We start from the raw sequence: 16725 nt of genomic DNA, 5'->3' as shown, positions 1-16725 counted from the left end.
CAGGATACTTGAGGAAGCGGTGATTGCTGAACAACAGCGACAAACACAATGCGGAACTAGGAAACATACACGATGATCTCTAATGTGAATTATCATGGGCTGGGTGGGATTTCCCAATTGTGTGTTAGGAGGATGATTTCACGTGAGATAGAGTGTTAAAAAGTCCACCGGTAAAAAGCTCGAAGGCGAAGGATTCGCATCAGTTGCGAGTGAATAGTTATTAGGAATAGCGGCCAGGATGGGTTTATCATGTTTGTGCCGGACGAGATTGGGTGGTGAAGAAGGACTGTGCTACCTTCTTTGTTTTTAATGAAGGATAATCGTCTTTGAAAATGGAAATCCAAATTATCATCATCTTCACCAAGAACGATTTCAACAATTACATCAGCGGTATCTCTAGTCTTTAGTTCTTTATCGGTAATTTTATTCAATAAAGTCTCTCTTGGTAGTTTTTTATGAGGTTCCTTTCCATATAAGCACCAAGATATTGCATCCAAAAAAGTTGTTTTTCCGGTTCCCGTTCCTGCATAAACAATATTAAAGTTCTTTTGAAAAGTAGTACAAAAATCTACGATGCCATAACCGAGTGAAGAGGGATGTAAAGAAAGCTGTATGAAGATACCACGCATCATCCGGACCGGAGACCCAGATAATGCTGTGGTAGAGGCAAAGTGAAAATGTGCCAATATAAATTTATTTAATACAGACAATAAAACCGGCGAGACTTCCTAGTCCCAAACAAAATAATATCCACTGAAAGAATAAAATTCTATCAAAACTCTTTGCTTCCTCCGGTAAATTTTGATAATGATTCCTAATTTCCGTAATCACTTCGCTTTGTAAAACTCTGGAAGCGTCATCCATTGGGGGAGTACTACACATTACGCTTTCTCGCCATCGTGAACATAAGACCCAATATTTATTGAAGTATTTCGACACAAAATAAAAAATTACGACTGACCATAAAATAGATCCAACAAAAAAACCCAATATAATTATAGCAGCAACCCACTGATTAAAATTCAAACTAGTTGTGGTATTTATCAGATAATTTCCAAACCAAAGAATTGCGGCAACAGCAAAAGCAGTGTTCCATTTAATAAAATCCAATGTTGTTCCAAAATACAACTCTCGTGATTTATCCATCTGCGTTTCTATGTGATCGATCAATTCCCAAAACTTTTGCCCCGATAGTTCTCTTGCTGGAGGAGGAATACTAACACCAATAGGATACTTTTATTAATAGACAATATATCTTTTATCATGGGACGAAAAACCAAGGCAAGAGATATTTGTGAAGAAATGGATCGTACCGGAGGAGAAATCGATTCCAAACTTGCACGACAAGCGATAAAGGAAGGTTGGATTCCGAAGCGACCGGAATATATTAAAAAATATGGACGTGCTGGCGATCGTTTGGGAGGATGAAAATCTCAAGAAAATAGATGGCAAATAATCCTATGGCAGTACTGCCCGGAATGTAAGATGATGCTGCCAGATGAAGCGCGGGGTTGATCTCACTTATTTATTTGTAAATGTTGATTGCACCCCGGGCATCGAAATACAGATCCATATCTAATGTATACCTGAAATGATCTATGGCAATTAAAACACTGAGTCTTGATTCCCCTGGGTCGCTTTTTTTTATTTCCACTAACCGCTCCTAAAAATGTACTACCCTCATATGATTCAATAATATTTCGAATGAATACATATGCTTCATCGCATATATCGAATGGAGCAATATGGGTAAAAAACGGAATTATAACATCAATTTTTCCAAGATCTGAGTTAGGCTCGAAAATCCAAATATCTTTACCGAGTTGATACGCGAGACTTGACTCAGCGACTATCCAATCTCGGGTATGTTTTATCGTATTAACGTTCTCGCTTAAGATTACAAAACATGCCATTGAATTCTTTATATTCATTTGAATTTCCTGTGGCATGATTTCTCGACCAAGCATGATTTTCTCATATTCCATAAAAACATGCTTTACATGAGTAGAACCGAATGCTTTTGCAAATAGTGCTATAATAGCATCATCTTTTTGACTATGTGAAATAAATATTTGTGACATCTAATTGGTCAGATATTATTTCGTGAGAAGGGATAAATTAATTGGGAAATCCAATATCCATATTGAATTCGATTTAAATAAAAAAAAAGAGATTACCGTCTGTAATATGGTTGAGCACGCGCGCCACGATAATAGTAAAGCGGTTGATATCCATATGAAAGAATGTTGATACCTGACAAATCATATTGTAGACCGAAATAATTGTTTTCCGTTCCTACTATGATGAATTGAACAACCATCCCTGGTTGTAATAAATCATAGTCTGCCCAATTGAGAAGATAGAACGTCCTGCTATCCTGTAGGTTCTGTTGCGTTGTCGGGACGTTTAAATAGTCAATATTGATTGGTCACGACGATATCATTTCCTTTAAGTCCCGCTACGCAACAGCACCGTAACCGGCATGCAGACATCTACCTGAGTAAAGGTGACGTTTTGGATCCCGATCTCCCGTACCCGTTCCCGTGCTTTTTCGAGCGATGGTCCGTGGGAGATACTGTCCCTTTTCCCTATCCGGTTCCCTACAGAGTTTTTTTGGGATTTTTCTTCTTTTTTTTCCCTGCTTTGGGAACCTTTTGAGCCGGATATTGTGGCGCCGGAGGTCCACCGTTTGTCATGATTCAACTCATGCCATTCTACGATAAATATTTATCTCTCTATAAATACACCAGCAAGAAGAATCCTGCGAAAATCTGAATGAAGATGAATGCACGGGCGATGATACGTTCTTTATAGTACGGTTCTTTGGTCAGTCTCCAGCGTACCACATAATAAACGACGAATCCGATTAAATACAATGCAAGGGTCAGCAGGGCAAGAAATGAACTTTGAACCAGTACTTTAAAGGTCATGCTTAAGCCGAGAATTATCCAGCCGAGTCCTAGCCCGTAAAGTACCGATCCTATCGTGTCCGATAAGTGAGAAAAATCCTTCGACCAGGACGCCAGGTTAAAAAATTCGGTCGCAAACAAAAAGAAAATGATTGCCAAGACGTAAAAGGCGTATAATAAGAGAATACTGAGCGTAAGCGGCTGGTCCTTCCAGAAGGACGCAATAAAAATAATGACGGCAACAGCAATTCCCATCATCGACGCGGCAGCACTGCACGAAATAGTGATGCCGGCAGGGTTTACTTCCTCAGCCATAGGTAGAAGAAAGAGGATTATAAAATTTAAACTTTTTGGGGTTCTGTTAACTTATTACAGGATCATCAACTTTCCCATCCCTGAAAAAATATTCGATCCTTCAACAAGTGAACAGAGCCCTTTTTTGATGCACTCCGGACGCACACCACCGCGTTTCCTTTGCACTTAAGATCAATTTCTTATGAATCGTGCGCGGGCGGTGCATGTTATTGTTATACAGCGTTCTTCACATCCATCTTTACCCGGTTATGGCTTCTCGGACACTGAATGTGAACCGGCTTCCGTGATCGTTCCAAGCTTGCGAGACGTAATCCCATATACGTCCACTCGTGCTTACAGCGATGACATGATACCAGGCATGAAGTGTAAAGGCAATCCATCGAGAAGTCAATTCCTCCTCCCCCCTCCGCCTTCCTCCCCGACACAATACCCCGCACCCCCTCCCTCGCATTCTGGATATCCCCAATCATACCGTGGGATCACGTAACAATGGCAGTGCATCACTATCTGCCTGGCTGCCTCGCCGATATATCGAAGATATCCGTCTTCTCCTGTTTTAGGTCCGCTATCCTCTCCATATTGAACCGTCACAGCTCCTCGTTTTTGTTTTAACAATAAAAAAAGTAAGTATCGAGAAAGAGATTACTGTTCTTCTCATCTGAAAAAAGGAATCATATTTCAAAACTCTTATTGAAAAACTTTGAGAACCAAATGATAAATTTCGATTCGAATAAAATAAAAAAAATTATGTTTGGTTTTTATCACCCTCAGTCGGAACGGCAATCTCCTGCGATATCCTTTTTCTGATTGAGGATGGAATCTTGCATTTACGAGGTGTACATTGGTTTTCAGACACCTTTTCCGGCTGAGATTCAGTCGAAGTCGTAACTGAGTCTTTCTCCTGATCAATAGAGGGTAACGGTTGTTTCCTCTCATTAAGTGGAACGAGATTGCAGCGTGAGAATGATCCATCGGGATTCTCTTCACAATCCAAAATGAACCGTTTCCTTCCTCGATTCGAGAAATTATTCACTTGCGATACCTTCTTCTCTTCTGAAAGAGAAGAATTTTCCTCGGGAGTGCTCTGTTCGGTTAGAAGGCTAGAACGGGCCTCCCCAGATTCTGTTTTGGTCATGTTTTGTTACCTGATTATTCCAAATCTGGTTCTCGTATGGCTGTACACTTGCAATTAACGGATGTCTTGCCTCATTACAACGAAGAAATCACGTTTTTCAAATTTCGACAATACCGCTACATAACCCCCCCTCCTCTCTCGGAAATCGCGTGGAATGTGATATCAGATCCGACCTTCAATGGGGGTGAATTTTGCTCCTTCCGACTCCTGATCGGTGTTGATGCAATACTATACTGGAGCGGCAGTCCCTTCGAAGTTTTCTTGAGTAAACCGTCTGTATAAAGATTCATGAACACTGCACGAGAGAATCCCGGTATCGTAGACGCCTCCTTGTAGGTAAAGGACTTCCGGCCAAATTTCTCGATGATTTGGATGAGCAGTTCTTTACGAAATACACCCATACCTTTCAACGAAGTACCCATCAGGGATCACCTGGACTATTCTGCAGATAACCCAATTGAACCATCATTTTTTTTCCTTTTCCTTCTTTGCAGGTTCTTTTACTAGCTTCCATTCTCCTCTCTCGACAAGTGTATCGACGATCAGTCGGTGAATCACAGACGGGAGATGAATATATTGCTCGTTGGTTATTATCTGGGAAGACCTCATAAAGAAATGTGCTTTTTAGGACTATAAGAACATTTCTCATCACAGTTAAGGCAAATAACCCTGAATATGGCCTCTATTCTTGTTTTCGATTAAAAATTGCCAAGGAAAATCATGCATGAAATAATGCATTATTTGAGTAATGTTTATATACAATATGCGAAGGATTTAATGCAAAGTATATAAATATAAATATTGAATTTCGACTCTCTAAAAAATTACAAACGCGCGGACTGATTGGCATCCGGCTGTCCATCGAGTTCTACGATCTTCTTTTTCATCTCTTCCATTAGCATAAGATACAAGGGATGGCACTCGATCTCCTTGACAATCTGGTTCATAGACCGTTGTTCTTTTTCACTCAGTGGCAACCCGCAGTGGCCACAAAATTTTGAACCGGGTTCGTTGAATATCATGCAGTTTTTGCACTGCATGACTTGCATGGTCTTATTGCCGGCAGGGGGAGACCGTTGAATTCCGTTCATGCGCAGGACCTCGGCATCAATGTCACCGCCGGTCAAATGGGAGTAAACCGCCATCATCCGGGTTCCCAGGTGGCCCCAGGCCATCATCTTCAGTGCCGCTTCAGAGAATCCCTTACGATGTAGATGGGTGATTCTGGAATGACGGAACAGGTGCGGTGTCACACGTTTCTTGACATTTGCACGGCGTGCAATTTTCTTCAATTGCACATTCACACCCTCATATTGGAGCGGGCGGTGTTTGGCAGTGATGAAAACCAAGGCATCTCCTTGAGGCTCATAGGGAAAATCCTTCATCCAAGCAGCGAGATATTGAACCGAGCTGATGAGTCGGATGTATCGTGGACGTCCGGTCTTCTCATCAACGTTGATCACTGCTCCATACTCGTCAAATTTCACCTGACTCCATTTCAGGGTAGCAAGTTCCATAATGCGGAATGCGCCTTCATATAGCACGCTGATCAGCGCGCGATCGCGACTGTTCTGACAAGCGTTGATCATTGAAAGGATCTCCATCTCGTCAAGAAGATCCGCCGCAGTCTTCGTCATCAGATCACAGCCCGGTGCCTTAATCTTCACAATTTTTTCAAGCGGGACTGATGAATACTTCTTCTCGATCAACCATTTGAAGAACCTTTTTAAGAAGGTGACGTAGTCTCTTTCGGTATTTTGACGGTAGCCGCCATACTCCCTGAGATACTCAATTCCCTGATAAAGATCGCCGATATTACTATCTTTATACTCGGGAATCATCCGTCGCCAGTTTACAAGAACCGAGATAATCTTGAGCGCGCGACTTTTGCCGATCGTATTCGAAGATCGCAGTTCGTTGACAAATTCGACGATGTACTTTCCATCTTCCGGCGAAATGGATTTTTCTTTAAGAGCGTTCTGAAGATATTTCTCTGCCGCGCCAGGCCGCAGGATATGGAATGCACGGTCTTGGCTGGTTGGTGCATGCCTATCCTTCTGGGTCATGCCAGAGGTGTTGGCAAACTTATTCAAAAAGCTAACAGGTCCTTTCGGGACTCCAACCTCAAAACAAGACGCCCCGGCCGGGACTTGAACCCGGGTCAAAAGCTCCGCAGGCTTCTAGGATGTCCACTACCCCACCGGGACGCAATTACTGCCTGCCTTACTGTAAACGTTTTCATCGCTTAAATAATTGACCATATAAGAATTATTTTCACGGTTTTGATCCATTGCCGGGAACATTACGTTAAAAAAATTGGTCCTATCTGGTTCAATCTTTTGACATATGCCTGAGTCTCGCATTCGGTGGTAGAAAGATCGACACTCTCATTGAGATTCTGTGAGGGTTTAACCCAGAAACCGACGGTGGGCGTCACGTTGAATCCCTTCATCTCAATCAGCAGTTGGCCAGGAGTATTTATCTGGATTGTCTTGTTCAGGTTTTGGTCATACTTGGTGCCAAACCCGTCCTGGGTATAAATTTCACCGGTTGTTGCGTTTCTGACCGTGACCTCAAAATAGGAATACGGCGCGTAATACGAGTATGAAATCGTGCTTCCTGCTTGATTGTTGTATTGTGATTGTGATATCTTCGTGCCGGTAACATTGAAAGGATTGGTGAGAGTGTAGTTGATATACATGGGCGGATTCTTGAGATCAAAACTCTTTGCGATCGTCTTGACTTGAAAGGTCATGTTAAAGCTATCCTTGTAGATCAGGCAGACCTGGTCTTCAGGAACCGGGGTAAAAACCGGCTGCGTCTGGTACAAGGTGGGAGTGCTGGTCCGGGTCGGGTAAACTGTTGCCTGGGCAACTAACGCCGGTATCGTCATTCCCGGGTTTGCCTGACCCGCATTACTATTTGTAGTGCTAGAAGAGAACCCCCCTTCGCCTCCTGTCACGGTCTCTGCTGGAGGAACTACATCCTTTGGCGGCGCCACGCATCCGGAAAACAGCGCAATGGATAGCATGAGGATTGCAAAAGCCACGGGCAGGAATTTTATGTTCATCATCCACAGTACAGGTTTTCATGGATATTAAGTATTTCAACAAAACGCGATCAGAGTCATCTTTGATGGTTATTTCTCGATCATGAATTATAGGAGTCGAGTGACGACTTGATGCTTGTAAAAATTGAGTGGTACGTCGGTTTTGCAGGATATATGATTACCTGAAACACCAATCCGGGTCCTGCCGATAAAATTGAGATACCGGTCATTTATCCGTACGACCCTGTTATCGCTATCGAGTACAGGATACGATCATGGGCCTATCCGGGCATCGAGTCCAGAAGAACCCGCAATGATAATAAAAAACAAAATTAATAATAATACGACATCGTTATGTCAGTTCATTCAATAAAAAATAATTATGTCATGTCGACAAATAAACAATCATACCTTCAGAGCACTGAGTAATATCAACATCTTACGGAGAAATTGCTGATGGCAGACATAAAAAAATGCGCATTTCTTTTATTGATCCTATGTATAGGGTTGATCGCCCCGGTTACGGCCGGAACGAAATATATGGCAGGGAGTCCGGAACTGTCTGCTTATATCTCGGGGACAAATCAATTTGAAGCGGGAGACACGGTTCAGCTGGCTATCGTAATTCAGAACACCGGTCTCAACGAATTTAAATTTGTTGATTCAGGAATTGTTGACCGCGCTGACCTCCCGAACACGGCAAAATTTCTTACTGTTGCCATCCAGCCGAGCTATGCGCCTATTATAATAAAATCTGATGCGCAGATGCTGGGAGATCTCGACGGAAGCAGCACCGTCAATGCGGTCTTCTCAACAAAAATCAATTCTGATGCTGCTGCCGGCATTTACAATATCCCCCTGTGGCTGAATTATACCTATCTGTATACAGCAGACCAATACGGTGAAGATACCATCAGGTATACCTATAAAACCGAAAACGTGACGGTAATTGTCCCCATCAACATAACACCGGATGTCTCTGTCGCTGTACTTTCAGCAACGCCCGAAGACCTGAATGTCGGCACTGAAGGTTACATCAATATGACGATCAAAAATACCGGTTATGAGGATGGAAGCAAATCAATTGTTAAGATTCTTCAGAACGGTCATAGCCCTATTGTACCGATTGACAGCAGTGTCTATATCGGGGATTTTCCCGCAGGGAGCGTTGTCAACTGCACGTACAAGGTGGCAGTCACCAGCGATGCACAGAAACAGACGTATCCTGTCGATGTTGTGGTAGTCTACCAGAATACCGAGGGCGACTATGTTACTTCCCGTAGCGATACCTTTGGTATACCGGTCGGAGGCAAAGTTGATTTTGATGTCATCTCCCCGCCGTCTGTGCTCAATCCCGGAGAGAAAAATGCCATAACGGTTGAATTTAAAAACACCGGCGATGCCACGGTTTACAGTGCCCAGGCCCTTATCAGTGCCGTAGATCCATTTACCAGCGATGACGATATTGCCTTCCTTGGAGACCTGAGTCCCGGCCAATCGGCAACTGCATCATATATTGTCAGTGTCGACCGTACAGCCAATATCAAAGAGTACGGACTGGACTCACAGATTCAATACCGTGACGCTCTTGACAATGCCTATACCTCAGATACTATGAAAGTCACGGTGGATGTAACTCAGCCGGCGGGGGTTAACGCCATAGTTTCAAATCCCATCTATCTGGTCATAATTATCGCAGCGATAATCGGGATCGTTTATCTGGTAAACAGATACCGGAAGAAAAATAAATAATCCGCGAATGAGGGTTTTACTATCCACATCCTTGTTATATCCTCTGGAAAACTTCCCGGGAAAGAGTAATCAAGTGAGAACCTCAACTCTCTCGGTAAAATTCTGAACTTTTTTCGGTAATGTAACTGAGTACATGAGATCGGGTAAAGGATCAATCTAGATCCTAAATTTTTTTAGTTTTACGACGATATTTTCGAAAAAATTTTGTAACCAAAATGGAAAGGGAAAAAGTTTCAATGAATCACGGTATAGCTTTTTGCGTTATGGAATTTGTATACAAGTCTATCGCCTTGTGGGAGTCGCAACAGCGGCGGGGACAGCCGAAAGCTGTGGAGAAGATTTTCATGGGAAAATCTCTGACTGCGGAGCCTTTGTTCGAAGAATCCTGCGGGTTCTTCTCGTGTCTCCACTCTTCGTGATTCATTATGCCACAGCCCTCAGGAGCGTGAGAATTATTGATAGGAGTGTTGTTTACAAAAGATTTTATGTAAAAATCAGGAACTAAAATAGCACTTTACCCTATCCGTTTACTTCGATCGTTTTGAGTAAACCATCATATTTTATCCTATCGTATCAACGGAACTCTTTATCGGAGCCGAAACATCGGGTGAAAAGTCAGAATATATATATACCGTCGTGATTAACCATTAATCCAGACAAAACAGAGTTAAATCAAGTAATTTTTAATTAATACCAACGGGGTGATAACATGGATATCACGGAAGGTTTTCTTCTTCTTCACGGGGGTATTTCCCGGACTGCGGTCTCTCTCTGTTTGCGGAGAAGGAATTTACCAGTTGAACCATCGGGTAGTGAGAGCAGCGAAAGGCCGTCCCTCCCCGCGGTGGCAGGGGCCTTCATTTTTCTTCTCTCGTCACTCAGGATGTGCTCCGTGACGGGAAGGTTCTCCTATCAGACCGGGACCGGGTTTGGTGCGGACATTTCTGGTTTCAGTATAGTGCTTGTTACCCGTGCTATCGCTCTGGATGGAAGCACTATCCGGATCAAGACAACCCTTCTGGCCGGCGATGATGCATGATCATCCCGCGTATTCTCATTGCCGGAACTCATAGCGGGTGCGGAAAGACAACTGTCGCAAGCGGGATCATGGCAGCTCTTGTTGCCCGCGGGCTGACGGTTCAGCCGTTCAAGGTCGGCCCTGACTTTATCGACCCCTCGCACCATACTTCCATCTGCGGCCGGTCTTCAAGAAACCTGGACCCTTTTATGATGGGCGAAGACGGGTGCGCCAGTACATTTTCGCGGGCAACGGCAGACGCTGATATTGCAGTCATCGAAGGCGTCATGGGAATGTTTGACGGCGTCGACGGATCGGATGTTTCAAGCACTGCGCATGTCGCACGGATCCTCCATGCACCTGTCATCCTTGTTGTGGATGCCAAAGGAATGTCGCGGAGTGTCCATGCTCTCGTGAAAGGATTCCGTGAATATGATCCATCCCTGGACATTGCAGGAATGATCGTGAACAGGATCGGGAGCCCGCGTCACCGGGATATGATAGAATCTTTCCTGCAGGTACCGGTATTTGGATGGATTCCGAAGAGGGAGGATATCGCAGTCGGGAGCCGTCATCTCGGCCTTGTCATGGCCCATGAGTGCGGAGTACTGAATGAAACATGCCGTCTCATCGAAGAGTTTTGCAACTTGGACGCGATCACAGCTGCTGCCGGAACTGCCCCGCCCCTTGTCTCCGTTTCCCGCAGGGAACATGGGGAACCGATCCATACCCGTATCGGTGTAGCTATGGACTCTGCATTCTGTTTTTATTACCAGGACAATTTCGATTGCCTCCTGACCATGGGTGCAGATCTTGTATTTTTCAGCCCGTTGTCGGACCGGCTTCCCGATGTCGATGGGGTGTATCTTGGCGGCGGGTATCCGGAACTCCACCTCAGGTCTCTGGAAACATGCAGGTGCAGGGACGATATCAGGTGTCTGGTGGATAAGGGGATGCCGCTCTATGCGGAATGTGGCGGGCTCATGTATCTCACCCGCGAGATCACAACAGAAAAAACGTACCGTATGGCAGGTGTACTTCCGGCAGTCTCGGAAATGACCGCCAATATTCAGGCGCTGGGATATGTCAAAGGCGAAGCAATCGGGAACCGTTCATTTATCTCAGGAAACCAGGAAATTCTCGGCCATGAATTCCATTACTCGCGGATCGTTCCGGATACTGATGCTCGATATGCCTTCAGTCTTTCCCGCGGAAAGGGAATAGCCGGCGGGCAGGACGGGCTCATCGCACACAATGCCCTTGGTTTATATACCCATTCATATTTCTCTCCTGCCTTTGCGAAAGATTTCATCGGTGCTGCTGCCAGGTTCTCCAGCGAATAAACCTGATAGTTGTTGTCTGTCAGACAGGATTTTCATTTTCCTGCCCATGAGATAAATGACAGAATCGCCGCAGCAGAGGGAACGATGAGAGCCACTTACTGATTGCGAATAATTTTTTTTGACTTTTTCATTCAGTACCTAATCCGGCTGGTTGTTTTTCGGCCCGGACAAACGTGGTAAAACCGGTAATAATTACGTATTCAACAAGAACCGGACCACAAGGTCCTGTAAAAAAATTTGGTGATTATGCTGTTCCTGCACTATTATAGAGCAGGGCCAGGTAGCGGGAATAGAAGAGAACCAGGAATGGCAAGATGATGAGCAGGACGACGATCCCGACTTTCGGGATGAGCATACAGATGCCTTCGATAATTCCCAGGATAATGACCATGATGATCAGCGCGATGATGTAGGGAATCCACCCGATCTTGCCGATATGGGCGAAGATCGCATCGAAGTTGAACGCTTCCCCGAAACTGCCGGTGAGGGCAAAACGGACATACGCAGTCGCTGTGATCAGGCCGATTACGACTGCCACAATGACGAGGAGGATCGCGATGGCTCCAGCACCTGCCAGACCGGTCATCATGGCGGATGTATCCCCGGTCATCATGGCAGATGCCATGACCGTCCCCAGTGCAAGGAATTCCAAGATGAGGATCGGTATGGCATAGATTAGCGCCACAACAAACAATTTGACCCCGTCGATAAACAACCCTCCCCAGTCCCCGAGTTCCGGCGAAGGGGCAGCACCCTTGAAGATCCGCACCATGTATCCCAGAATGAACGGGAAGATAATACAGCTGATGATCAGCAGGATCCACTTCACCCACTTTCCAACGAGACCCTCCTTGGCATACGCAAAAGAGTTACCTACCATTTTTCCGTAATCCATACAATTCACCACAATAATTGTTCTGAACCATCCGTGACTTTCCCTGCCACAAACGATTTAAAGAATTGACAACTTCGCAGAATATAAATTTATTGCAAAATTTGCGTCTGAATCGAAAAATATTGATAAAATTCAGTGCCTGAAGTACCGGACACCCGTAAAAACCATTGCCATGTGGAGACGGTTCGCTGCTTCGATCACTTCCTTGTCGCGGATGGAGCCGCCCGGCTGGACTAGGGCAGTTGCCCCTGCTGCAGCCGCAACTTCAAGGGTATCCGGGAACGGGAGGAACGCGTCCGAGGCAACAGCAGAACCTTTCAGCGGGGCACATGCCTTCGCAATGGCAATCTTTGCGGAATCCACCCTGCTCATCTGGCCGGCGCCAATTCCCAGCGTGCGGTTCCGGTCTGCAAAAATGATAGTATTGCTTTTTGTGTGCCTGCACACTTTCCAGGCCAGCTGAAGAGCCTTCATCTCATCGGCGGACGGGTCACGATCAGTAATAACCTGCCAGTGCTCCTGGTACGGGGGAGTCCGCTGGGTCAGGACCCCACCGTCAATGGTCCGGATTTCATCAGATTCGGATCTTTGGGGAAGGGGGAGCACCCGCATAGTCTCTTTCTTTTTCATGACTTCAAGGGAATCACGAGAGAACGAAGGGGCAACAATGACTTCGACATATGTTTTGCAGATCTCTTCTGCTGTCCTCCGGGTTACTTCCCGGTTCAGGCAGGCAACCGAGCCATACGCCGAGACCGGATCAACTTCCCGTGCCGTAAGATACGCATCAAGAATATCCTGGCTGGTCGCAACACCGCAGGGGTTATTGTGCTTGACAATCACAGCAGCCGGCTCGTCGAATTCGCGGAGGAGTGCTGCACCGGCGTTGACATCAAGGTAATTATTGTAGGACATCTGTTTTCCCTGGAGAGGTTCCGTGCCTGCGATCCCACGGCTGCCATATACCGCTGCCAGCTGATGGGGGTTCTCGCCGTACCGCAATGCACGGCCGTGACTGAACTGGACGGTAAATGTCTCCGGGAACGGGGAGTCAAGCCTGTACAGGTAATTGCTGATCGCTGCATCATAGGCCGCTGTCCGTGCAAATGCTTTCTTCGCAAGCCGGAAACGCTCATCAGCAGAAATGCCATCACTCCGTATAGCATGGATAATTTCCGGGTAGTCCTCAGGATCAACGACGACAGCGACATCCTTGTAATTTTTTGCTGCTGCCCTGATCATAGTAGGGCCGCCGACATCGATATACTCGATCATTGATTCAAGGTTCAGCTCTTTCTGCAACATTGCCTCGAAAGGATACAGGTTCACGACCAGCAGATCTATACGGCTGATGCCATGTTTTGCCATGACCGCATCATCTATCTGCCTGCGGCCGAGAAGTCCCCCGTGGACCTTGGGGTGAAGTGTCTTGACCCGCCCGTCCATCATCTCGGGAAAACCGGTGTAACTTGACACTTCCGTAAATTTCACCCCGGCGCCGGCAAGGGCTTTTCCCGTGCCCCCGGAACTCATGATATTGTACTTCAGTTCGGCCAGCACCTGCGCAAGCTCAATAATGCCCTTCTTGTCCCAGACTGAGAGCAATGCCCACTTCATGGTCTAGTGTATGCTGGACAGGAATGAAAAAGGTATGGAGATACAATTCCTGTATGCTGATTATGCTGATTATTGTCAAAAAGAAATTTTCACCGGAAATTTTTTAAATTAAATTACTATTCAACTAAAATTAAAGCGCTTGCCGTGCTCGGTTGTTTAATCATAAGAATAATTCGGCCCGGTTCTTCAAAACAACCTCATTTCATCGAATCCTGAACGGAGAAGATGTCAATATTTATATAGAACTACAATACAATAGTTATTGGAACATCGAACGGGATGTACTATGGACGATGCAGAACGCAAGTCAGAACAGGACGAAAAACAGGAATTTCCTTCACCGGAAACCCTGCTTCCCGAATCCACCTCTAGTGCACAGGAACTGGAGAAGCAGAAAAAAGCTCTGAATGATCTGAATGATCAGTTCCTGAGACTTGCTGCTGATTTTGAAAATTTTAAAAAACGTACTGCACGTGAACGGGAATCGGTTGCGGCTCTCGCGAACGAACGGTTCGCGGTCGACCTCCTTGAGGTCCTTGACAATTTCGAACGGGCCCTCAGAGCGGACGACCTGCACCTGCGTGAAGGCGTCATGCAGATCCGGCAACTCCTTGTGGAACAGCTGGGGCGCCACGGCATCACACCCATAGAATCACTGAAAAGACCATTCAACCCCGCGGAACATGAAGCGATAGTCCACGTCCCCTCGGATGAGACCGAAGGGACAGTTATCGATGAAATATCCCGCGGGTACCGGATGCATGAAAAAGTGATCAGGTACGCAAAAGTGGCTGTATCAAAAGGAAATCAGAGAGATCAGGAGGCATAAATTATGGCAAAAGAGAAAGTTCTGGGCATCGATCTGGGAACAACCTTTTCCTGTATGTCGATCATGGAAGCGGGAAAACCCATCGTTATCCCGAACTCCGAAGGCGGGCGGACGACGGCATCGGTTGTTGCATTCACCAAAGAGGGCGAACGCCTTGTCGGCAGCCTTGCAAAGCGGCAGGCCGTGACCAACCCCCAGCGAACCATCCAGTCCATCAAGCGGAAGATGGGAACAGGAGAAAAAATCAATATTGACGGTAAAGGATATACCCCGCAGGAAATTTCTGCAATGATCCTGCAGAAGCTGAAGATCGATGCCGAGGCGTACCTTGGCGAGAAGATTACAAAAGCGGTTATCACGGTGCCGGCATATTTCAATGATGCCCAGCGCCAGGCAACCAAGGACGCCGGAAAGATAGCCGGCCTTGAGGTGCTGCGTATCATCAACGAACCTACGGCAAGTGCACTCGCGTATGGCATCGACAAAGAGCATGATGTAACGGTGCTGGTGTACGACCTAGGGGGCGGGACATTCGATGTCTCCATCCTGACCCTTGGCGATGGCGTTTTCGAGGTTAAGTCCACCGCAGGAAACAACCATCTCGGCGGTGATGACTTCGACAAGAGAGTTACCGATTACCTTGTTGAGGAGTTCCGGAAGAAAGAGGGTGTCGACCTGAAAAATGACCCCTATGCCATGCAGCGACTCCGGGACGCTTCGGAAAATGCCAAGATCGAGCTCTCGCAGCGGCAGTCGACCAACATCAACCTGCCGTACATCACTACCGATGCCAGCGGCCCGAAGTTCCTCAACATCGACCTCACCCGGGCAAAACTCGAGCAGCTCATCGGTGATCTCGTCGAATCCACGGTCGGACCGGTGCAGCAGGCGCTCAGCGATGCGAAACTGGAGCCCAAGGATATCGACCATGTCCTCCTTGTCGGTGGTTCGACGCGGGTACCGCTCGTGCAGGATACCGTGAAGAAGCTCCTCGGCAAAGAACCGGACAAAGGTCTCAACCCCGACGAGTGTGTTGCACTCGGTGCGGGTATCCAGGGAGCGGTCCTGACCGGGGAGACCAAGGATATCGTACTTCTGGACGTTACCCCACTTACGCTCGGTATTGAGACCCTCGGGGGTATTGCAACAAAACTGATCGAACGCAATACCACGATCCCGACGCGTAAAAGTCAGATATTCTCGACCGCCGCTGACGGCCAGACAAGCGTCGAGATCCACGTGGTGCAGGGCGAACGTGCACTTGCAAAAGACAACTTCACGCTGGGAAAATTCCAGCTGACCGGCATCCCTCCTGCCCCCCGCGGCATACCGCAGATTGAGGTCACGTTCGATATCGACTCAAACGGCATCATCCACGTCTCGGCAAAAGATCTGGGCAGCGGCAACCAGCAGGCAATTTCGATCAAGGGAGACAAGAAACTGTCTGAGGAAGACATCAAGAAGATGATGGACGCAGCAAAGCGGTTTGAGGCGGATGACAAGCAGAAGCGCGAAGAGATCGAGCTGCGCAACCAGGTGGATACAGCAGTTTTCACAGCTGAGAAGATGCTGAAAGAGAGCAGTGAAAAACTCGAACCCGACGACAAGCAGAAAGTCGAGGAAGGCGTCGCCGGGGTCAAAAAGGCGCTCGAGGACAACAATCTTGACGGGATAAAAAAATCGATGGAGGCCCTCACCGAAGCAGTATATATGGTGACGACCAAGATATACCAGAAAGTGCAGGCAGAACAGGCCGCACAGCAGCAGGGCGGTACCGCTGCTGAAGCAGCACCGGAGAAAGATAAAGACGGTGATGACAACGTTGTCAATGCCGATTATAAGGTAAAAGAAGAGTGAGCCATC

At 46.5% G+C, this 16725-nt stretch carries 14 protein-coding genes and 1 tRNA gene; 7 read left to right on the top strand and 8 right to left on the bottom strand.

The window, feature by feature from the left end; genetic code table 11:
* Positions 1–155: 155 nt before the first annotated feature.
* Positions 156–686: an ATP-binding protein gene (locus ABSB80_RS06415; protein WP_428369316.1), complete on the bottom strand. Its 531-nt coding sequence runs from the start codon at positions 684–686 to the stop codon at positions 156–158.
* A gap of 577 nt (positions 687–1263) precedes the next feature.
* On the opposite strand from ABSB80_RS06415, the gene ABSB80_RS06410 reads away from it, so the two are divergent.
* The gene (locus tag ABSB80_RS06410) at positions 1264–1428 is read left to right on the top strand and encodes a hypothetical protein (protein WP_428369314.1); all 165 of its coding nucleotides are present in this window, start codon (positions 1264–1266) and stop codon (positions 1426–1428) included.
* An 89-nt stretch (positions 1429–1517) separates the two neighbouring features.
* On the opposite strand, the gene ABSB80_RS06405 is transcribed toward ABSB80_RS06410, so the two are convergent.
* The 5 genes from ABSB80_RS06405 to ABSB80_RS06385 all read right to left on the bottom strand — a co-directional run bounded on the left by ABSB80_RS06405 (position 1518) and on the right by ABSB80_RS06385 (position 7432).
* On the bottom strand, positions 1518–2081 hold the full coding sequence (locus tag ABSB80_RS06405; RefSeq protein WP_428369312.1) for a toll/interleukin-1 receptor domain-containing protein: 564 nt from the start codon (positions 2079–2081) through the stop codon (positions 1518–1520).
* Between the two features lie 654 nt (positions 2082–2735).
* Positions 2736–3224 (bottom strand): hypothetical protein, encoded by a 489-nt coding sequence (locus ABSB80_RS06400; protein ID WP_428369311.1) that lies wholly within the window; start codon positions 3222–3224, stop codon positions 2736–2738.
* A 1959-nt stretch (positions 3225–5183) separates the two neighbouring features.
* The gene (locus ABSB80_RS06395) at positions 5184–6425 is read right to left on the bottom strand and encodes a site-specific integrase (protein WP_428369309.1); all 1242 of its coding nucleotides are present in this window, start codon (positions 6423–6425) and stop codon (positions 5184–5186) included.
* 69 nt (positions 6426–6494) lie between these two features.
* Positions 6495–6566, bottom strand: a tRNA-Arg gene (locus ABSB80_RS06390).
* Positions 6567–6661: 95 nt separating this feature from the next.
* Entirely contained in the window at positions 6662–7432 is a 771-nt protein-coding gene (locus tag ABSB80_RS06385) for a hypothetical protein (protein ID WP_428369307.1), read from the bottom strand.
* 516 nt (positions 7433–7948) lie between these two features.
* On the opposite strand from ABSB80_RS06385, the gene ABSB80_RS06380 reads away from it, so the two are divergent.
* The 4 genes from ABSB80_RS06380 (at position 7949) to ABSB80_RS06365 (ending at position 11521) form a co-directional block, all read left to right on the top strand.
* Positions 7949–9160, top strand: a complete 1212-nt coding sequence (locus tag ABSB80_RS06380) for a COG1361 S-layer family protein (protein ID WP_428369305.1) — start codon at positions 7949–7951, stop codon at positions 9158–9160.
* A gap of 292 nt (positions 9161–9452) precedes the next feature.
* On the top strand, positions 9453–9665 hold the full coding sequence (locus ABSB80_RS06375; protein WP_428369303.1) for a hypothetical protein: 213 nt from the start codon (positions 9453–9455) through the stop codon (positions 9663–9665).
* Between the two features lie 387 nt (positions 9666–10052).
* Positions 10053–10199 carry a hypothetical protein gene (locus ABSB80_RS06370; protein WP_428369301.1) on the top strand — a complete coding sequence of 49 codons (147 nt, stop codon included), beginning with the start codon at positions 10053–10055 and terminating at the stop codon, positions 10197–10199.
* Complete coding sequence (locus tag ABSB80_RS06365) at positions 10196–11521, top strand: cobyrinic acid a,c-diamide synthase CobB (RefSeq protein WP_428369299.1); 1326 nt, start codon at positions 10196–10198, stop codon at positions 11519–11521. Before ABSB80_RS06370 ends, ABSB80_RS06365 begins: the two co-directional genes overlap by 4 nt.
* 244 nt (positions 11522–11765) lie before the next feature.
* Here ABSB80_RS06365 and ABSB80_RS06360 read toward each other — a convergent pair whose 3' ends face one another.
* Together ABSB80_RS06360 and purH are read right to left on the bottom strand one after the other, a co-directional pair.
* Positions 11766–12416 carry a DUF4013 domain-containing protein gene (locus ABSB80_RS06360; protein WP_428369297.1) on the bottom strand — a complete coding sequence of 217 codons (651 nt, stop codon included), beginning with the start codon at positions 12414–12416 and terminating at the stop codon, positions 11766–11768.
* A gap of 132 nt (positions 12417–12548) precedes the next feature.
* The gene (gene purH / locus ABSB80_RS06355; RefSeq protein WP_428369295.1) at positions 12549–14033 is read right to left on the bottom strand and encodes a bifunctional phosphoribosylaminoimidazolecarboxamide formyltransferase/IMP cyclohydrolase; all 1485 of its coding nucleotides are present in this window, start codon (positions 14031–14033) and stop codon (positions 12549–12551) included.
* Between the two features lie 286 nt (positions 14034–14319).
* On the opposite strand from purH, the gene ABSB80_RS06350 reads away from it, so the two are divergent.
* Positions 14320–14862 (top strand): nucleotide exchange factor GrpE, encoded by a 543-nt coding sequence (locus ABSB80_RS06350; protein ID WP_428369293.1) that lies wholly within the window; start codon positions 14320–14322, stop codon positions 14860–14862.
* A 3-nt stretch (positions 14863–14865) separates the two neighbouring features.
* Positions 14866–16719: a molecular chaperone DnaK gene (gene dnaK, locus ABSB80_RS06345; RefSeq protein ID WP_428369291.1), complete on the top strand. Its 1854-nt coding sequence runs from the start codon at positions 14866–14868 to the stop codon at positions 16717–16719.
* Positions 16720–16725: the final 6 nt, after the last annotated feature.

The sequence above is a fragment of the Methanoregula sp. genome (genome assembly GCF_050010295.1).
Classification (GTDB): domain Archaea; phylum Halobacteriota; class Methanomicrobia; order Methanomicrobiales; family Methanospirillaceae; genus Methanoregula.
The sequence above is the reverse complement of the archived record's forward strand: the minus strand, read 5'-3'. Positions and strand labels throughout refer to the sequence as shown.

What these genes read in the sequence shown, in the direction of transcription:
- ABSB80_RS06410 (WP_428369314.1), top strand. Translation starts at nt 1,264, where the DNA reads ATGGGACGAAAAACCAAGGCAAGAGATATTTGTGAAGAAATGGATCGT.
- ABSB80_RS06405 (WP_428369312.1), bottom strand. Translation starts at nt 2,081, where the DNA reads ATGTCACAAATATTTATTTCACATAGTCAAAAAGATGATGCTATTATA.
- ABSB80_RS06400 (WP_428369311.1), bottom strand. Translation starts at nt 3,224, where the DNA reads ATGGCTGAGGAAGTAAACCCTGCCGGCATCACTATTTCGTGCAGTGCT.
- ABSB80_RS06395 (WP_428369309.1), bottom strand. Translation starts at nt 6,425, where the DNA reads ATGACCCAGAAGGATAGGCATGCACCAACCAGCCAAGACCGTGCATTC.
- ABSB80_RS06385 (WP_428369307.1), bottom strand. Translation starts at nt 7,432, where the DNA reads ATGATGAACATAAAATTCCTGCCCGTGGCTTTTGCAATCCTCATGCTA.
- ABSB80_RS06380 (WP_428369305.1), top strand. Translation starts at nt 7,949, where the DNA reads ATGGCAGGGAGTCCGGAACTGTCTGCTTATATCTCGGGGACAAATCAA.
- ABSB80_RS06365 (WP_428369299.1), top strand. Translation starts at nt 10,196, where the DNA reads ATGATCATCCCGCGTATTCTCATTGCCGGAACTCATAGCGGGTGCGGA.
- ABSB80_RS06360 (WP_428369297.1), bottom strand. Translation starts at nt 12,416, where the DNA reads ATGGATTACGGAAAAATGGTAGGTAACTCTTTTGCGTATGCCAAGGAG.
- purH (WP_428369295.1), bottom strand. Translation starts at nt 14,033, where the DNA reads ATGAAGTGGGCATTGCTCTCAGTCTGGGACAAGAAGGGCATTATTGAG.
- ABSB80_RS06350 (WP_428369293.1), top strand. Translation starts at nt 14,320, where the DNA reads ATGGACGATGCAGAACGCAAGTCAGAACAGGACGAAAAACAGGAATTT.
- dnaK (WP_428369291.1), top strand. Translation starts at nt 14,866, where the DNA reads ATGGCAAAAGAGAAAGTTCTGGGCATCGATCTGGGAACAACCTTTTCC.